General features: G+C 71.3%; 13 protein-coding genes. 7 read left to right on the forward strand and 6 right to left on the reverse strand.

Features of this window, described 5'->3' with window-relative positions:
* Positions 1-219: 219 nt before the first annotated feature.
* On the reverse strand, positions 220-657 hold the full coding sequence (locus bpln_RS20155; RefSeq protein ID WP_055139797.1) for a Fur family transcriptional regulator: 438 nt from the start codon (positions 655-657) through the stop codon (positions 220-222).
* Between the two features lie 306 nt (positions 658-963).
* Between bpln_RS20155 and bpln_RS20160 the strand changes: the two genes are divergently transcribed.
* The 6 genes from bpln_RS20160 to bpln_RS20180 all read left to right on the forward strand — a co-directional run bounded on the left by bpln_RS20160 (position 964) and on the right by bpln_RS20180 (position 6,582).
* Positions 964-1,626 (forward strand): response regulator, encoded by a 663-nt coding sequence (locus tag bpln_RS20160; protein ID WP_042627158.1) that lies wholly within the window; start codon positions 964-966, stop codon positions 1,624-1,626.
* Positions 1,623-2,927 (forward strand): sensor histidine kinase, encoded by a 1,305-nt coding sequence (locus bpln_RS20165; protein ID WP_080937329.1) that lies wholly within the window; start codon positions 1,623-1,625, stop codon positions 2,925-2,927. Before bpln_RS20160 ends, bpln_RS20165 begins: the two co-directional genes overlap by 4 nt.
* A 457-nt stretch (positions 2,928-3,384) precedes the next feature.
* On the forward strand, positions 3,385-3,675 hold the full coding sequence (locus bpln_RS35800; RefSeq protein WP_123863679.1) for a hypothetical protein: 291 nt from the start codon (positions 3,385-3,387) through the stop codon (positions 3,673-3,675).
* Between the two features lie 184 nt (positions 3,676-3,859).
* On the forward strand, positions 3,860-4,129 hold the full coding sequence (locus tag bpln_RS20170; RefSeq protein ID WP_055139798.1) for a PLP-dependent aminotransferase family protein: 270 nt from the start codon (positions 3,860-3,862) through the stop codon (positions 4,127-4,129).
* Positions 4,130-4,324: 195 nt separating this feature from the next.
* On the forward strand, positions 4,325-5,002 hold the full coding sequence (locus bpln_RS20175; RefSeq protein WP_042627160.1) for a heavy metal response regulator transcription factor: 678 nt from the start codon (positions 4,325-4,327) through the stop codon (positions 5,000-5,002).
* 47 nt (positions 5,003-5,049) lie between these two features.
* The gene (locus bpln_RS20180) at positions 5,050-6,582 is read left to right on the forward strand and encodes a heavy metal sensor histidine kinase (RefSeq protein ID WP_055141145.1); all 1,533 of its coding nucleotides are present in this window, start codon (positions 5,050-5,052) and stop codon (positions 6,580-6,582) included.
* A 143-nt stretch (positions 6,583-6,725) separates the two neighbouring features.
* Here the strand turns inward: bpln_RS20180 and bpln_RS20185 are convergent, their stop codons facing one another.
* The 3 genes from bpln_RS20185 to bpln_RS20195 form a co-directional block, all read right to left on the reverse strand.
* On the reverse strand, positions 6,726-8,249 hold the full coding sequence (locus bpln_RS20185) for an efflux transporter outer membrane subunit (protein ID WP_055139799.1): 1,524 nt from the start codon (positions 8,247-8,249) through the stop codon (positions 6,726-6,728).
* Positions 8,250-8,274: 25 nt separating this feature from the next.
* Positions 8,275-9,555, reverse strand: a complete 1,281-nt coding sequence (locus bpln_RS20190; RefSeq protein ID WP_082465369.1) for an efflux RND transporter periplasmic adaptor subunit — start codon at positions 9,553-9,555, stop codon at positions 8,275-8,277.
* 81 nt (positions 9,556-9,636) lie between these two features.
* A complete protein-coding gene (locus bpln_RS20195) occupies positions 9,637-12,885 on the reverse strand; it encodes an efflux RND transporter permease subunit (protein WP_082465370.1) in 3,249 nt (1,082 codons plus the stop codon).
* A 278-nt stretch (positions 12,886-13,163) separates the two neighbouring features.
* On the opposite strand from bpln_RS20195, the gene bpln_RS20200 reads away from it, so the two are divergent.
* Positions 13,164-13,499 carry a DUF4148 domain-containing protein gene (locus tag bpln_RS20200; protein ID WP_063891305.1) on the forward strand — a complete coding sequence of 112 codons (336 nt, stop codon included), beginning with the start codon at positions 13,164-13,166 and terminating at the stop codon, positions 13,497-13,499.
* Here the strand turns inward: bpln_RS20200 and bpln_RS20205 are convergent.
* A complete protein-coding gene (locus bpln_RS20205) occupies positions 13,496-14,287 on the reverse strand; it encodes a COG4705 family protein (protein ID WP_055139801.1) in 792 nt (263 codons plus the stop codon). The genes bpln_RS20200 and bpln_RS20205 overlap by 4 nt on opposite strands.
* A gap of 172 nt (positions 14,288-14,459) precedes the next feature.
* Complete coding sequence (locus tag bpln_RS20210) at positions 14,460-16,724, reverse strand: TonB-dependent receptor (RefSeq protein ID WP_055139802.1); 2,265 nt, start codon at positions 16,722-16,724, stop codon at positions 14,460-14,462.
* Positions 16,725-16,830: the final 106 nt, after the last annotated feature.

The raw sequence follows: 16,830 nt of genomic DNA on the forward strand, positions 1-16,830 counted from the left end.
CGTGCCGCCATCGTGCCGGTCGCGACCGCTGCCTGCCGCTGCCTTAGCGCTGCCTGCCGCTGCCTGAGCGCCGCCTGAGGGACGCTCGAGCGCGCGTCCGTTCCGCCGCCGGGCCGTTGCCGTATCCGATCGTGCCGGCCGATGCCGGGGCGCAACGAGGGCGGAGGGCCGGACCGGCAGCCGGGCGGCCCGATGCCGCCCGCCGCGTCGGTGCTTCCGTCAGTGCTTTTTCTTGTCGGCCGCGTGCATGCAGGCGCTGCAGATCCCGAACACGACGTGGTTGTAGCTGAGGTAGCGGAAGTCGTAGGCCTTGGCGATGCGGGCCTGCTGCCGCTCGAACACCGGATCGTGGATGTCCTGGATCGCGTCGCAGTGCGTGCAGACGAGATGGATGTGCTGCTCGCCGCGATTCAGTTCGTAGATCACCTTCGACATGCCGAGCGACGAGCCGATGATCAGCGACGCTTCCTGCAGCGAGCCGAGCGCGCGATAGATGCTCGACAGGTTGAAGCTCTCGTCCTGGTCGACGAGCCGGCGAAACACCTGGTCGGCCGTGAAGTGCGTGGTGGGCGCTTCGTGGAAGAGCCGGTACACCGCGACGCGCGTCGCGGTCGGCCGCATGTGGGCCTTCTTCAGTGCCGAAAAAATCACGTTCATGGGCAGGGCTTGCGACGGATCACGCGGCGCGCCAGGCGAAATCGGGCGGGCCGGATCGACGAAGCATGGCCGGTGAAACTTAGACGAAAAACAGGGATGGATCGAACGTGCGACGGATCGACTCGGGAATTGCGGTAAATTCGCCCGTGCGGGGGCCGCATGGCACGCGCCGATGCCGTCGACGGCGCGGCCGGCGGTCGGTGAAGGGAGGCACGCGAGCGACGGGCCGCGGGCGGCAGCCGTTGGCCGCCGCGGGCTGCGGCCGCGCCTGCGCCGGATGGCGGGAAACGAACGGGGATTGGGCAGATGAGGGTATTGCTGGTCGAGGACGACGAGATGATCGGCGACGAGGTGTCGGGCGCGCTGCGCGACGCGAGCTACGCGGTGGACTGGGTGCGCGACGGCACCAGCGCGGTGGCGTCGGCGCGCGCGCAGCATTACGACCTCGTGCTGCTCGATCTCGGGCTGCCGAGGCAGGACGGCTTTCATGTGCTGGCCGCGATCCGCGCGGCCAACAACCCGGTGCCGGTGGTGGTGGTGACCGCGCGCGACGCGCTCGAGGATCGCGTGCGCGGCCTCGACAACGGCGCCGACGACTACGTGATCAAGCCGTTCGAGATCGCCGAGCTGCTGGCGCGGATTCGCGCCGCGGTCCGGCGCGGCGGCGGCACGGCCGCGCCGGTGCTCGGCAATGGCGTGGTGTCGCTCGACCCTTCCACCCACGAGGCGCGCGCCGCCGACCACACGGTGCGGCTGTCGAGCCGCGAATTCGCGCTGCTGCACGCGCTGCTGCAGCGGCCCGGCGCGATCCTCTCTCGCGCCGAGCTGGAAGACCGCATCTATGGCTGGAACGAGGAAGTGGAGAGCAACGCGATCGAGTTCCTGATCTATTCGCTGCGCAAGAAGCTCGGGAGCGACACGATCCGCAACGTGCGCGGCGTCGGCTGGATGGTATCGAAGACCCAATGAAGGATTCACTGCAATTCCGGCTCGCCGCCTGGCTGTCGGCGATGGTGCTGCTCGCCACGGCGGTGGCCGGCGCGGCGTCGTTTACGGCGTCGTTCCACGAGGCCAACGAGTTGCAGGACTGGCAGCTCGAACAGGTGGCCGCGATGCTGAGCCCCCAAAGCCTCGCGGCGATGGAGCGCGACGGCACCATCAGCGCGCGCGTGAAGGCTGTCCACGACAAGCCGGAGCTGGTGGTGCAGCGGCTCGACGCCGGCGGCGGTCCGCTCGCGCTGCCGGCCTCGCTGCCCGACGGCGTGCAGGACGTGGAGGTGGGCGGCGTGGCATGGCGCGTCGTGGTGCGCACGCTCGACGCCGCCACGCGCGTGGCCGTCGGCCAGCAGACCGCCGGCCGCAACGACGTGGCCGAGAGCAGCGCGCTCGCCACCACCGCGCCGCTGGTGGTGTTCGTGCCGGTGCTGGTGTTCGTGCTCGGGATCGTGGTGCGCCGCATGTTCGCGCCGCTGCGCGCGCTGTCGGCCGCGATCGACCGGCGCGACAGCCGCGACCTGTCGAGCCTGCCCGACGCCGGGCTGCCCGACGAGATCCGGCCGTTCGTGGTCGCGCTGAACCGGCTGCTCGCCCGCGTCGGCCAGTCGGTGGCCGCGCAGCGGCGCTTCATCGCCGACGCGGCGCACGAGCTGCGCTCGCCGCTCACGGCGCTGTCGCTGCAGGCCGAGCGGCTCGAACCGATGACGGCAGCCACGCCCGCGCACGAGCAGGTGCGCACGCTGCGGCGCGGGCTCGCGCGCGGCAGCGCGATGGTCGAGCAGCTGCTGAGCTTCGCGCGCATCCATGACGTGCCCGATGCGCCGGACGAGACGCTGTCGGTCGCGCAGACCTGCCGGCAGGTGCTGGAAGACCTGATGCCGCTCGCGGACCGCAAGCGCATCGACATCGGCGTGCTCGCGCTGGACGAGGCCGCCGTGCGCGCGCGGCCGCTCGATCTGCGGATGCTGGTGCGCAATCTGGTCGACAACGCGATCCGCTACACGCCCGACCACGGCCGCATCGACCTGGCCGTGCGGGTCACGGGCGAGGGCGTCGAGCTGACGATCGACGACAGCGGGCCGGGGATCGCCCCCGAGGAGCGCGAGCGCGTGTTCGACGCGTTCTACCGGATCGTCGGCAACCGCGCACTCGGTTCGGGCCTCGGGCTCGCGATCGTCAAGACCATCGTGGAGCGGCTCGGCGCGCGCATCGAACTCGGCGAGGCCGGACCCGGCGGGCTGCGCGTGACGGTGACGATTCCGGGCGCGCCGTGAGGCGCGCGAGCGGGGCGGCGGCCGGCTGGCCACGAGCCGGCCATGCCCCCGGCCCCGACCTCGCCGGCCACGCACCGGCGGATGCTCGCCGCGCCGCTCTTCCGTCCCGTTGCCCCGCCGAGGTCGAGCGCCTTTCTCCCCTCTCCCCGGTTGCCGCGCTCGCCGCCGCCTCGCCGCGAAAACGGTGTTGCGGTGAAATCGGCGCGATCGCGCCGCACGTTAACGTTGCGTTAAGCCTCGGCGCGAGATGCTGGCGGCCGAGCGGAGCGTGCCGTTCGCATCCACGCAGCGTGATTCCTGCCGACGCCGGCGGATGCGTTTCGCATTTTCCGGGTTTCGGCTTCGCTCTGTACGACCCGGCCTTCGCCGGCCGGGTCGCCGTTTCCCGATCGAACCGCTCCCTCGGGCACGGCGCGAGCCCGTGTGCCCAGGCCGATTCCGCCGGTCCGAGGACCCGATGTCGACTTCGTCTTCTCCCCCGCGTCGCGCGACGCCGCCGCCCGTTCGCGGCACGCCCGCTTCACCCGAAGCCGCCGCGTCCGGCGCCGTCCCGGCCGCCGGCAGTGCCGCCGCCTCGCGGCCGGGCGCGCCGGAAGGCTGGTTCGACGTGCCGGTCGGCCATTTCCGCGACGATCCCTATGCGCCGCGGCTGGACGATCTGGCGCACGCGGCGGCGGCCTGCCGTTCCATCGATTCGGTGCGGGCCGAGGCGGCCGGCGATTCCGCTCCCGACACGCGCGACGCGTGACGCGGCATCCCCGCGCCTCCCGCGCCTGGGTTCGATCCGCCCGACCTACCCGACCCGCGCCATCGCCCGCGCATGACGTCTGCCCGGGTTCCCGCCGCCCGTGCCGCCGTGCCGCCCGAGGCGCCGCCGCCTTCCTCGCGCGGCGGGTACCGGCCGCGTCGCTCGAACTGCAACACCCCCCCCCGTGTTCGCGATCCACGTGCTGAGGCTCGTCACGCGCCGTCTGCGTGACGGGATCGGCGGGATCGGCGGGCTCGACGCGACGGGCGCGATCAACGCGCGCAAGCCGGCGCGGCTCCACCGCGCGCCCGACGCGCCCGGCGAGGCGGTGCGAATCCATGCGGCGCGGCCGTGGCGCTCGCCGACGGACGTTGCGTTCACGTTCGGCGACGCGCGGCTCGACGCGGCGTTCATCAAGGCGGCGGCCGGGCACGGCCGGCCCGCGTCCGGCTAGCGAGGCCGCGATGCAGGGGCGGGGCGGGTCCCCCCGATTACCGCCGGACGTCGCCAGGATGACAAATTCGTCATCCTGGCGACGCGCGTCTTGGCGCGGCCTGAATGCCGGTAACATGGCGCGGAGGCGGCGCCGCGCCGGCCGCGGGGCCGTGTCGCCGCCGCCTCGCCCCGCAGTCGCGCAAGGAGGGCCGCCATGCGAATCCTGGTAGTGGAAGATGAACCGAAGACGGGCGCCTATCTGAAGAAGGGGCTCGAGGAATCGGGCTTCAGCGTCGATCTGGCCGCCGACGGCGCCGAGGGGCTGCTGCTCGCGCAGGAAGAGAGCTACGACGTGATCGTGCTCGACGTGATGCTGCCCGTGCTCGACGGCTGGGACGTGCTCAAGCGCCTGCGCGCCACGCGCGCGACGCCGGTGCTGTTCCTCACGGCGCGCGACGACGTGGAGGACCGCGTGCGCGGCCTCGAACTCGGCGCCGACGATTATCTGGTCAAGCCGTTCGCGTTCGTCGAGCTGCTCGCGCGCGTGCGCACGCTGGCGCGGCGCGGGCCGCCGCGCGAGACCGAATGGATCCGCGTGGGCGACCTCGAGATCGACGTGGTGCGCCGGCGGGTCCGGCGCGGCGCCGCGCGCATCGACCTGACGCCGCGCGAATTCTCGCTGCTGCAATTGCTCGCGCGCCGCCAGGGCGAGGTGCTGAGCCGCACGCAGATCGCGTCCTACGTCTGGGACATGAATTTCGACAGCGACACCAACGTCGTGGAAGTGGCGATCCGGCGGCTGCGCGCGAAGATCGACGACGATTTCCCGGACAAGCTGATCCATACCGTGCGCGGCGTCGGCTACGTGCTGGAACTGAAGGGCGACGCGTGAGGCCGGTGCGTTCGCTGACCACCGCGCTGGCCGTGGCGTTCGCGGCGATGACGCTCGCCGTGTTCGCGCTGGTCGGCACCTACGTCTATCTGGCGCTCGATCGCCAGGTGCGCGCCCAGGACGATCTCGACGTGGTGCTGGCCGCGCGCCACGCGCGCCGCCTCGCGGCCGAGCTCGAATCGGCCGCCGACGTGCGCGCGCATGCCGAGCGGCTGACCAGCGTGGTGTTCGGCAATGCCGCGCTGTCGTTCGCGGTGGCCGCCGACGACGGCCGGCTGATCGCCTCGCACAACGTCGCCGCCACGGCGCCTGGTGATCCTCGCGTTGATCCCCACCTCGATCCGCACCTCGTGCCGCCGACCGGCGTGGCGGCGAGCACCAAGGAGGCGGCCGACGACGGCGCGGACGATCCACCCGATCACGGCGCCGCCGCCGATTCGATCGAACTGCCCGCGTCGGTGTCACTGGCCTCGCTGCTGCCGGGCCCGCCGTACCGCGTGCCGGCCGACACGCGGATCGTGCGCGACCAGATCATGTCGTGGGTCACGCCGCGCGGCGTGCCCGTGCATGGCATCGTGGTGGACGTGCGGCTGCGCGACGGCGCCGTGATGCAGCTGATGATCGCGCGCAACCTGCACGACGGCACCGTCATGCTCGACCGCTATCGCGACACGCTGAAACTGGCCGGCGGGATCGGCGCGCTGCTGTCGGTGCTGTTCGGCTATGCGCTGATCCGGCTGTCGATGCGGCCGCTGCGCGGCGTGGTCGAGGCCACCGGGCGCATCACCGTGGACCGGCTCGACACGCGGCTCGACGCGCACCGCGTGCCGCGCGAGCTGGTGCCGCTCGTCGAGGCCGTGAACGCGATGCTGGCGCGGCTGCAGCACGGCTTCCGGCTGCTCTCGCAGTTCAGCGCCGATCTTGCGCACGATTTGCGCACGCCGCTCAACAACATGCGCGGCGCGACCGAGGTGGCGCTGAGCCGGCGCCGCAGCGCCGACGACTACGAGGCGCTGCTCGAATCGAACCTGGAGGAATACGACCGGCTCGCGCGGATGATCGAGAACGTGCTGTTCCTTGCGCGCGCCGAGCATCCCGGCTTCGTCACGCATCGGCGCGAGTTCGACGTGCATGAGGAACTGACGCGCATCGCCGGCTATTTCGAGGGGCTCGCCGACGAGGCCGGCTCGGTGCTGCGCGTGACGGGCAGCGGGCGGCTCAGCGCCGATCTCGAGCTGTTCCGCCGCGCGGTGGGCAACCTGCTCGCGAACGCGCTGCGCTACACGCCGCGCGGCGGCGAGATCCGGCTGGCGGTGGAGGAGACGGACACGGCGCTATGCGTGCGGGTGGAGAACCAGGGCGAGCCGATCGACGCCGAGCATCTGCCGCGTATCTTCGACCGCTTCTATCGCGGCGACGCCGCGCGCAGCCGCCACTCGCCGTCGGGCGGCGCGAGCGGCGTGGCGGGATTGGGCCTCGCGATCGTGCGCTCGGTGATGGAGCTGCATGGCGGTAGCGCGTGGGCGGAACGGCGGGACGACGGCATGCGCTTCGTGCTGAGGTTTCCACGGCAGGGGTGAGGGGCGTTTCGCACTGATCGGCGCTGACAGCCGCCTGATGGATCAGGCGCCGCCGTCATCGCCAAAAATGGAAACGATTCCTGTCCTCCGGAGACGGCTTGCCGAGCCACCCGCGCACGCTACCCACAGCGCACGCGCAAGCTTCACCGCGATGAAGCGTCGGCGTACCCGCCGGTGTTTCCGGCCGCGGCCGTCGCCACGTCCGGCTCCGCCCGCCAGCCACCCCCCACCGCCACCGCCAGCCCCACCGCCGCCGCGATCCGCTGCGCGTCGATCTGATCGACGCGCAGCCGGTTCGACAACGCGATGGTCTGCGCGGTTACCACGTCCAGGTAGCTGACCGCGCCGGCCTGGAAGCGGTTCGTCGTCAGCGTCAGCGACAGGTCCGAGGCCTCGGCCGCGCGCCGCGCGCTGGCCGCCTCCGAGGCGAGCGCGTCTAGCGAGGTCAGATCGTCCTCCACCTGCTGGAACGCGCTCAGCACGGTCTGCCGGTAGTCGGCCGCCGCGCCGTCGTATTGCGCTGTCTCGCCGTGCAGCGTCGCGCGCCGCTGGCCGCCGTCGAACAGCGTGCCGACCAGTTGCGGCCCGAGCGACCAGAACAGGCTCGACGCGGTCAGCCACGGCCCGAACGCGGAACTCTCGAGCCCGGCGCTCGCGCTCAGCAGCAGGTCCGGGAAGAACGCCGCGCGCGCGGCGCCGATCTGCGCGTTCGCGGCCGCCACGCGCCGCTCGGCCGCCGCGATGTCGGGGCGCCGTTCGAGCAGCTGCGACGGCAGGCCGACCGGGATCGGCGGCACCGCCAGCGCCTGCACGCGCGGCGCGATCGAGAACGTCGAGGCGTTCTCGCCCACCAGCGTCGCGATCGCGTGCTGGAGCCGCGCGCGCTGTGCGCCGACGTCGGTGGCCTGGGTACGGGCGGCTTCGTATTGCGCGCGCGCCTGCGCGACCGCCGACGCGTCGATCGCGCCGTCGGCAAGCTGCTGTTCGAGCAGGCGCAGCGCGTGGCCATAGGCGTTCACGGTGTCGTCGAGCAGCAGTCGCTGCGTGTCGAGCGAGCGCAGCGCGAAATAGTCGGAGGCCAGTTGCGCGCCGATCGCGAGGCGCACGGCGCCGAGGTCGGCCTCGCTCGCGGCGGCGTTGGCCCGGGCGTTGGCGACGGCGTCGCGCAGCTTGCCGAACAGGTCGGGCTCCCAGCTCGCGGTGACGCCGGCCGTGTAGTCGGGCGTGGTCTTGCCGGCCAGCGACGAGCCGGCCTTGTGCCGCGAGATCCGCGCGCGGCTCGGCGAGCCGCTCGCGGTCAGCGTCGGCAGCAGGCCGGCCCGCTGGAAATCGACGGCCGCGCGCGCGGCGTCGAGATCGGCCAGCGCGCGCCGCAGCGTCGGGTTCGACACCTCGACGCGCGCCTCCAGCCGGTTCAGGTCGGCGTCGCCGAATAGCTGCCACCACGGGCCGCGCGGTGCCGCGTCGGCAGGCGCCGCGCGTTGCCAGCCCGGCGTGGCGGCCGTGGCGCCGCCGGCCGGCGCGCCGGCATAGCGGGCCGGAATCGCGACCGTCGGCGGCACGGTGTCGGGCAGGGTCGAGCATGCCGCGAGCGAGAGCGCGGCAAGCGCCGTCGCGAGCGCGGCGGCGAGCGGGCGGCGCGCGGGGCGAGGGAGGTGGGTTCGCATCGTCGTGATCCTGTCGGCGAAAGTCTCAGGCATGGACGGCGGAGGCGGCGGCCGGTGCCGAGGCCCCCGAAGCCGCGGAAGTGCCCGAGGCCCCCGAGGCATCCCCCGGCACCGTCGTGTGCGTGACCTTGATCACCCGCACCGTGGTGCCGGCCGCGAGCGAATCGCCGGGGTTGTCGATCACGCGATCCGAAGCCGCGATCCCGCCCGTGATCTCCACGCGCGTGCCGAAATCGCGGCCGATCCGGACCTGCCGTAGCACGCTCTTGCCGTCGTCGCCGACGATCGCGACGGTCACGCCGTCGGGGCGGAACAGCAGCGCGCTGACCGGCAGCTCCAGCGCCGGGTTCGCGCTCGCCACCTGCAGGTGCGCCTGCGCGTAGGCGCCCGGCAGCAGCGCGCCGTCGTGATTGTCGACGTCGATCTCCACGCGCAGCGTGCGCGTGGCCGGATCGATCGCGCCGCTGCTGCGCGCGACGTGCGCGGTGAACCGGCGGCCCGGATATTGCGGCGAGCTGAGGTAGACGCCGGTGCCGGTCGTGACGTGGGTGGCGCTGTCCTGCGGGACGTCCACGAACACGCGCAGCGTATCGGTCTGCTGCAGATGGAACAGCTCGCCGGTCTGCCCCGGCGAGCCCGGCGTGCCGCCCGCGGTGACCAGCGTGCCGACGTCGACGTTGCGCGCGGTGATCACGCCCGCGAACGGCGCGGTCACGCCCTCGAACGAGACCAACTGCGCGAGGTGCCCGACGTTGGCCTGCGCGGCCGCCAGCTGCGCGCGCTTCGCGTTCAGGTCGGCCGTCTTGGTGTCGGCGTCCTGCTGCGAGACCGATTGCGTGGCCAGCATCCGGCGCCAGCGCTCGGCGGTCGATTTCGCGTAGTCGTAGTTCGCCTGCGCCACGGCTTCGTCGGCGCGCGCCTGCTTCAACTGCGCGTCGAGATCGGGCGCGGCGATCCGGGCCAGCGTGTCGCCGGCCCGCACACGCGTGCCGATGTCGGTGCGCCAGCTCGCGATGAAGCCGCTGGTGCGCGCGAAGATCGCCGCGTCGGCGAACGGCGCCACCGCGCCGGGCAGGATCAGCTCCTGGTCGGCCGGTGCGTGGCCCGGCAGCACCACCGACACCGGCAGCGCGCGTTGCGCGGCCAGCTGCGAGGCGAGCGCGGCATGCGCGGTGAGGCGCGGCGCCAGGCCGACCGCGATGAGCGCCGCGAAGGCCGCGGCGAGCGCGAGCGGCAGGGCGCGCAGGCGGCGTTGCCGGGGAGCGGGCGGGCGCCTGGCTTGGGCGGGATCGTGCGAATCGTTCATGATCGAGAGGCGTGTGGATGGCGAAGGGTGCCGGCTCGCGGCCGGGCGGGCGAGGGCATCGCGGGCGGTGAGGAGCGGGCGTCAGTGCGCATCGGGCTTGCCATCGGGCTGGTGGTTGGGCTCGTTGTCGGATCCGCCTTCGGATCCGGCATCGCGCGAGGCGCTGGTCACCGATGTGGCCGGCCGGCGCCCGGCGAGCCATGCATGCGCAAGGCCGAACACCACCGGCACGAACAGCAGCGTGGACAGCGTGCCGAACGCGAGCCCGCCGATCACGGCGCGGCCGAGCGGCGCGTTCTGCTCGCCGCCGTCGCCGAGGCCGAGCGCCATCGGCAGCATGCCGATCAGCATCGCGAGCGCGGTCATCACCACCGGCCGGAAGCGCGTGAAGCCGGCCTCGAGCGCGGCGTGCCACGGCTCGGCGCCGTCGCGCAGCATCTCGCGCGCGGCGTTCACCACCAGGATGCTGTTGGCCGTGGCGATGCCGATGCAGAGGATGGTGCCCGTCAGCGCCGGCACCGACAGCGTGGTGTGGGTGGCGAACAGCATCCACGCGATGCCGGCGAGCGACGCGGGCAACCCGCTCACGATCACGAGCGGATCGAGCCACGACTGGAAGTTCACCACCATCAGCAGGTAGACCAGGCCGATCGCGAACGCGAGGCCGGCCAGCAGCCCCGAGAACGAGGTGTTCATGGCCTGCACCTGGCCGCGCAGCACGATCTTCGAGCCGGGCGGCAGCTGCGCGCGCGCGGCGTCGACGAGCTTCGTGACGTCGGCCGCCACGCCGCCCAGGTCGCGTCCCTGCGTCGAGGCGAACAGGTCGAGCACCGGCTGGACGTTGTAGTGCGAGACCACCGCCTGCTGGCTCGCGCGCGAGAAGCTGCCGAGCGAGCCGAGCAGGTTGCGCGGCGCGGCGCCGGTCGCGGCCGCGCCGTTGCCCGGCGACGGCATCGGCAGGTTGGCGAGCGCCTGCAGCGAATTCACGTCGTATTGCGGCGCCTCGATCGTCACCGGATAGCTGACGCCGTTGGTCGGGTCGAGCCAGAAGTTCGGCGCGGTTTGCGAGCTGCCCGACAGCGCGATCAGCAGGTTCTGCGCGACGTCGCGCTGCTGCAGCCCGGCCAGGATCGCCCGCGTGCGATCGACGCTGACGTTGATCGCCGGTTCGTCGCCGGGCTGCTGGATGCGCGCGTCCACCAGCCCCGGCACGCCGCGCAGTTGCGCGAGCAACCGGTTGGCCACCACGCGGTTGGCGTCGAGCCGGTTGCCGACGATCTGGATGTCGATCGGCGAGGGCAGCCCGAAGTTGAGGATCTGGCTGACGATGTCGGCCGGCAGGAACGCGAACGTGACGCCGGGGAACGCCGCCGCGAGCGTGTTGCGCAGCGTCGCGACGAGCGCGGCGGTGGGCGGGTGGCCCGGCTTCAGCGAGATCGTCACGGTGGCGTCCTCGGAGCCGATCACGCCGGTCGAGTCATAGGTCAGGTTGATGCCGCTGACCGGCACGCCGATATTGTCGAGCATCGAGGCGAGCTGCGCGGGCGGGATCACGGTACGGATCTTCGCCTCGACCTCGTCGGTGATGCGTGCGGTCTGCTCGATGCGCGTGCCGGTGGGCGCGCGCAGGTGCAGGCGGATCTCGCCGGTATCGACGGCCGGGAAGAAGTCGCGGCCCGCGAACGCGAACAATGACATCGAGGCCGTGCAGGCCAGCGCGAAGCCGATCAGCACCGCGCGCCGGCGCCGGATCGCGGCGTCAAGCAGCGCGCGGTAGCGCGCGCGCACCGCCTCGAAGCGCCGCTCGAAGCCGCGCTGCCAGCGCGCGAAGCGCCCGCCGGCGGCATGGTTCGGCGCGCGCAGCAGCCACATCGCGAGGGTCGGCACCAGCGTGCGCGACAGCAGGTAGGACGCCGCCATCGCGAAGACCACCGCCTCGGCCATCGGCACGAACAGGTAGCGCGCCACGCCGGTGAGCAGGAACATCGGCGCGAACACGATGCAGATCGACAGCGTGGAGACGAAGGTGGGCACCGCGATCTCGCCCGCGCCGGTCAGGATCGCGTCCTCCGGCGGCGCGCCGCGTTCGAGGTGGTGCGTGATGTTCTCGATCGCCACGGTGGCGTCGTCCACCAGGATCCCGACCGCCAGCGCGAGGCCGCCGAGCGTCATGATGTTGATGGTCTGGCCGAGCGCCGACAGCGCCAGCAGCGAGGACAGCACCGCGAGCGGGATCGACACCGCGATGATCAGCGTGGCGCGCCAGCTGCCGAGGAACAGCAGGATCATCAGCGCGGTCAGGCAGGCCGCGATCAGCGCCTCGCGGATCACGCCCTGGATCGCCGATTTCACGAACACCGACTGGTCGCCGAGCGCCGTGATGTGCAGCGCCTTCGGCAGCCCGGCGGCGATGTCGGGCAGCATCGCCTTGACCTGGCCGATGATCGCGAGCGTCGAGGCGCTGCCGGTCTTCTCGACCGTCAGCAGCGCGGCGCGCTTGCCGTCGGCGCGCACGATGCTGGTCTGCGGCACGTAGCCGTCGCGCACGTGGGCCACGTCGCGCACGTACACCACGCTGCCGTTGGCGGCCTTGACCGGCAGGTCGTTCAGCGCGGCGATGGTCTGCGTGCTGCCGTTCATCTGCACGTTGTACTCGCGCGCGCCGAGCTTGGCGGTGCCGCCCGGCAGCACCAGGTTCTGCGCGTTGACGGCGTTCACCACGTCGAGCGGCGCGAGCCCCTTGGCCTGCAGCGCGCTCGAATCGAGATCGACCACGATCGAGCGCACCTTGCCGCCGAACGGCAGCGGCACGGCCGCGCCCTGCACGGTGGCGAGCTGGGTGCGGATGAAGCTGTTGCCGAGGTCGTAGAGCTGCTGCTCGGGCAGCGTCGGGCTCGACAGCCCGAGCTGCAGGATCGGCACCGTCGAGGCGCTGTAGGTGATGATGTTCGGCGGCAGCGTGCCGGGCGGCAGCACGCGCAGGATCGACGACGCGTTGCTGGTGGCCTGCGCGATCGCGCGGTTGATGTCGGCGCCCGGATGGAAGAACACCTTGATCACCGACACGCCGTTCAGCGACTGCGATTCGATGTGCTCGATGTCGTCCACGTCGGAGGTCAGCGCGCGTTCGTAGATCGAGGTGATCCGGTGCGCCATGTCCTCGGCCGAGAAACCGTTGTATTGCCAGACGATGCTGACGACGGGGATGTCGATGTTCGGGAAGATGTCGGTCGGCGTGCGCAGGATCGCGAGCAGACCGCCGATGGCGATCAGCAGCGCGAGCACGACAAACGTATGGGGCCGGCGCAGGGCCAGCCGGACGATCCACATGGCGGTTTCCTTTCGCGCTGGGCGGACTGGGAAGGCGTGCGCGGCAAGCACCGCGACGAGGCGCCAGTGTCGCGGCGCGGCGCCGTCCCGGCCGTGACGCCGACATGACGAAACTGAAATCTTCGCGCGCGCGGCCGTTCTCGCGTGGATGTCGGATTCGTCATGAGGGCGTCAAGTTAGCGGCATGGGAGGGCGGCCAGAATCGTGGTGCCGGCTCGACATGCTTCGGATTGCCAAGCGTAGCGGGCCGGATTCCCTTATCGATCCGGAGGTGTCTCATGTTGAAAGTCACACGCTGGTCCGCGGCCGTCTGCGCCGCGTGGGCCGCATGCATCGCGTCGCTCGCGCTGGCCGAGCCGGCGATCGCCAAGGTTGACGACAACGGCCCGCTCACGCGCGCGGCGGTACGGGCCGAACTCGTCGACGCGCAGCGCGACGGCTTCGAGCCGACCGGAAATTCGGACTATCCGCCCTCGGCCGTCGCCGTCGCGCGCAACCGTGAGCGGTATGCGGTCGCGCATCGCGGCGGGCAGGGGGAGTCGGGGCGGCGGGCGTGCGGCAGTGAGGGAAGGGCGTGCGGGTGGTTCGGCGGGTGGTCGGCTGATGCGGATTAGCGCCGGTCAGCCGCCGGCGTCGCGGCGCGCTGCGGAATCAGCACGATGCAGGCGACGATGAACACGGCGAGGGCCGCCGTGGCGTAGAACCGGCTCAGTTCGAGCCCGCCTTGCGCGACGGGCTTGTCGAGCCAGTCGCCGAGCGTCGCGCCGAGCGGGCGCGTCAGCACGAACGCGGCCCAGAACAGCGCGGTGCGCGACACGCGCGGCCGCAGCCGCAGCAGCGCGACCACCACGAGGCCGGCGCCGAAGATCGCGGCGCCCAGCTCGTAGCCGAGCCCCAGGCCGCCGAGATCCTTGCCGGCGACGTAGTCGCCGAGCGCGGTGCCGAGCGTCTGCGAGAGCATGATGGTGGCCCAGTAGAACCATTCGGCGCGCGAGCCGGTGACGCTGTCCACCGACACGGTGCCCTCGACGCGATACCAGATCGCGAGGCTCGCCGCGAGCAGCGCGACGATGATCGTCACGCCGCCTGCATAGCCGATGCCGAGCGAGCGGTCGCAGAAGTCCGCGAGCGTGGTGCCGAAGGTGGTGGTCGCGACGATGGTGGCCCAGTAGAGCCACGCGTCGAAGCGCGCCGCGCGGATCTGCGCGGCCACCAGCACCACGAACGCGGCCAGGAAGATCAGCGAGCCGACCAGGTAGCCAAGGTTCAGCGACATCGTCACCCAGTCGCCGCCGGTCTCGCCGAGCGTGGTGGCCGCGATCTTGATGATCCAGAAGCCGAGCGTGAGCGCCGGCACCTTGCTGACGGTCTGCCCGGCGAGGCGTTCGGTGGTGGCATGCATGTCGGCTTCCTCGTTGGTGGCGCGGGAAGACCGACAATAACGTCGGGTGGGTTAACGCGGGCTTAAGGCGGCGCGGGCAGCCACGCTCGCGCATGCGAAAACGGGCCGCCCGGATGTACCCCGAGCGGCCCGCGGGCGGAAGCAGGTGAGGCGCCGGCCCGCCGGGCGGCGCTTACTGATAGACGTTCAGCGTCAACATCGCCGAGCGGCCCGGTGCCCAGGTCGCGTAGATCGGGTAGGCGCTCGCGTAGTACTTCTTGTCGAACAGGTTCTGCACGTTCAACTGCAGGTCGATCGACTTCGTGACGTGATAGGTGGCCGCCGCGTCGAAGCGGGCATAGCCGGGCGTCCACTTGCGCGCGGTGGCCGACACCGACGCGTAGGTCAGGCTCGACACCGTCGCGCCCGCGCCGAGCGTCAGCTTCGGGATCACGTCGTAGCTGGTCCACAGCGTGAAGTTGTGCTTCGGCACCATCACCATCGGCAGGCCCGAGGCGGTCGGGTTGCCGGCGCCGGCATTGGTGGTCACGCCGTTCAGGTACGAGTAGCCGCCGAACAGGTGCCACTTGCTGGTGACGTCGCCGGCGAAGCCGAACTCGAAGCCGCGCACGCGCTGCGAGCCGGCGTTGACGGTGTTGCCGAGGCCGTCGGGAACCTGCGTGTTGGTCTTGTCGGTCTGGAACAGCGCGGTGGTCAGCGACAGGCGCTGGTCGAGCACGTCCCACTTCGCGCCCACCTCGATGTTGCGCGCCCGCTCGGGCGAGAGGTTCTGGTTCTTCGTGCTGATCTGGTCGTTGCCACCTCCGAGGCCGGCGTTCGCGCCGGGCGGGTTGGCCGAGGTGCCGTAGGAGGTGTAGAGGCTCAGCGTCTCGATCGGCTTGAAGACGATGCCGAACTGGTAGCTGAACAGGTTCGAGGTGTTCGTCAGGTCGGCGTTGCCGGCCTGCTGCGCGCGCACGTCGTAGCGGTCGAAGCGCAGGCCCGCGTTGAAGCGCCAGCGCTCCGAGAGCCGCACCGTGTCGAACAGGTAGGCCGATGCGATGTCGGTGCGCGTGTTGATGGTCGGGCCGGGGAAGCTGTCGCCGTTCAGGATCAGGTTGCCGGTCCATGGGTTGTTCGGGTTCCAGCTGCCGATCGGCGTGCAGTCGAAGGCGACCGTGCAGGGGCCGCCGGTGCGGATGCTGTTGCCCTGGGCGTCGGTCACCAGGTAGCCCTCGTAGCGGCTCTGCTCGTGGCTGAACTCGATGCCGCCCGTCAGCGTGTGCTCCATGCCGAACAGCGTGGCCTTGCCGGTCAGCTCGGTCTGGTTGGCGATGCTGTTGGTCGCGTACTTGCCGCTCTTGGCCTGCAGGCTGATCATGCCGGGGTCCTTCGAACTCAGCTGCGGATTGGTGCCAACGTAGTCGAGCGTCGAGCGGCCGAACATCGTGGTGTTGCGCAGCTTCCAGCCGCCGTCGAGGCGGTGCTCGACGCGCACTTCGGCCGTGTCGGTCTGGCTGCGGCGGTAGTCGCGCGTGTTGAGCCCGTAGAACAGGCCGCGCTCGGACGGGATCGGCGTGCCGCTCGTGCCGAACGGCACGCTGAAGTCGGGCATGTCCCAGGTGTTCAGGTGGTAGTAGCTGACCGTGACCTGGGTGGGCGTGTTCAGGCCGAACGTGACGGACGGCGCGATCCCCCAGCGCTTGCTGTAGACGTCGGTGCGGCCCGCCTGGTCGGCGTCGTTGCCCATCACGTTCAGGCGCACGGCGGTGGTGTCGTTGAGCTTGCGGTTCACGTCGAGCGTGGCGCGCTTGTAGCTGTCGGTGCCGAAGCCGATGCTGCCGTTCGTGAAGTTGTCGTTCTTCGGCGCCTTCGTGACGATGTCGATGCTGCCGCCCACCGAGCCGCGCCCGGCGTAGACCGAATCGGGGCCCTTGATGACGCTGATCTGCTCGATATCGAAGGTCTCGCGGTTCTGCACGCCCGAGTCGCGCATGCCGTCCACGAAGATCGAGTTGCGCGATTCGAAGCCGCGGATCACGGGGCGGTCCGCCGACGGGTTCGCGGCCGCGTCGCCGCCGAGGAACGTGATGCCGGGCACGGTGCGCAGCGCGTCGGTGAAGGTCGTCACGTTTTTCTCGCGGATCACGGCTTCGGGGATTACCGTGACCGAGCGCGGCGTGTCGAGCAGCGGCGCCGTGAACTTGTAGGACGGCAGCGAGCGCACCTGCATGTCCGACTGGGCCTCCACCGAGATCGTCGGCAGCTTGCTGCCGCGCATCGCAGAGGACTGCGAAGCGTCGTGTGAACGAGAAGCGGCGGGCGAGGCGGCGGATGCCTGGTCAGGGGAGGGGGCGGAGGGCGCTGTCTGGGCGACCGCGACGAGCGGGGCGAGGAACACGGAGCAGGCGAGCGCGGACGCGAGCTTGCTGGGCCGGGTGTTGAAGCGTCTGGACATGGGCGAGAGAGCGGTGGTATCGAAAGCGGTATCGCCGAATCGGGTCAACGTTCGGCTGAAATGTTTCTATTAATGAGAATGATTCGTGATTGCGTTCCGAATTCTA

The sequence above is a fragment of the Burkholderia plantarii genome (assembly GCF_001411805.1).
Taxonomy (GTDB): Bacteria; Pseudomonadota; Gammaproteobacteria; order Burkholderiales; family Burkholderiaceae; genus Burkholderia; species Burkholderia plantarii.

Bases quoted from the DNA above. Each gene is read 5' to 3' on its own strand.
- bpln_RS20190 (WP_082465369.1), bottom strand. From the start codon at position 9,555: ATGAACGATTCGCACGATCCCGCCCAAGCCAGGCGCCCGCCCGCTCCC.
- bpln_RS20180 (WP_055141145.1), top strand. From the start codon at position 5,050: ATGACGCTCGCCGTGTTCGCGCTGGTCGGCACCTACGTCTATCTGGCG.
- bpln_RS20200 (WP_063891305.1), top strand. From the start codon at position 13,164: ATGTTGAAAGTCACACGCTGGTCCGCGGCCGTCTGCGCCGCGTGGGCC.
- bpln_RS20155 (WP_055139797.1), bottom strand. From the start codon at position 657: ATGAACGTGATTTTTTCGGCACTGAAGAAGGCCCACATGCGGCCGACC.
- bpln_RS35800 (WP_123863679.1), top strand. From the start codon at position 3,385: ATGTCGACTTCGTCTTCTCCCCCGCGTCGCGCGACGCCGCCGCCCGTT.
- bpln_RS20195 (WP_082465370.1), bottom strand. From the start codon at position 12,885: ATGTGGATCGTCCGGCTGGCCCTGCGCCGGCCCCATACGTTTGTCGTG.
- bpln_RS20205 (WP_055139801.1), bottom strand. From the start codon at position 14,287: ATGCATGCCACCACCGAACGCCTCGCCGGGCAGACCGTCAGCAAGGTG.
- bpln_RS20175 (WP_042627160.1), top strand. From the start codon at position 4,325: ATGCGAATCCTGGTAGTGGAAGATGAACCGAAGACGGGCGCCTATCTG.
- bpln_RS20165 (WP_080937329.1), top strand. From the start codon at position 1,623: ATGAAGGATTCACTGCAATTCCGGCTCGCCGCCTGGCTGTCGGCGATG.
- bpln_RS20185 (WP_055139799.1), bottom strand. From the start codon at position 8,249: ATGCGAACCCACCTCCCTCGCCCCGCGCGCCGCCCGCTCGCCGCCGCG.
- bpln_RS20210 (WP_055139802.1), bottom strand. From the start codon at position 16,724: ATGTCCAGACGCTTCAACACCCGGCCCAGCAAGCTCGCGTCCGCGCTC.
- bpln_RS20160 (WP_042627158.1), top strand. From the start codon at position 964: ATGAGGGTATTGCTGGTCGAGGACGACGAGATGATCGGCGACGAGGTG.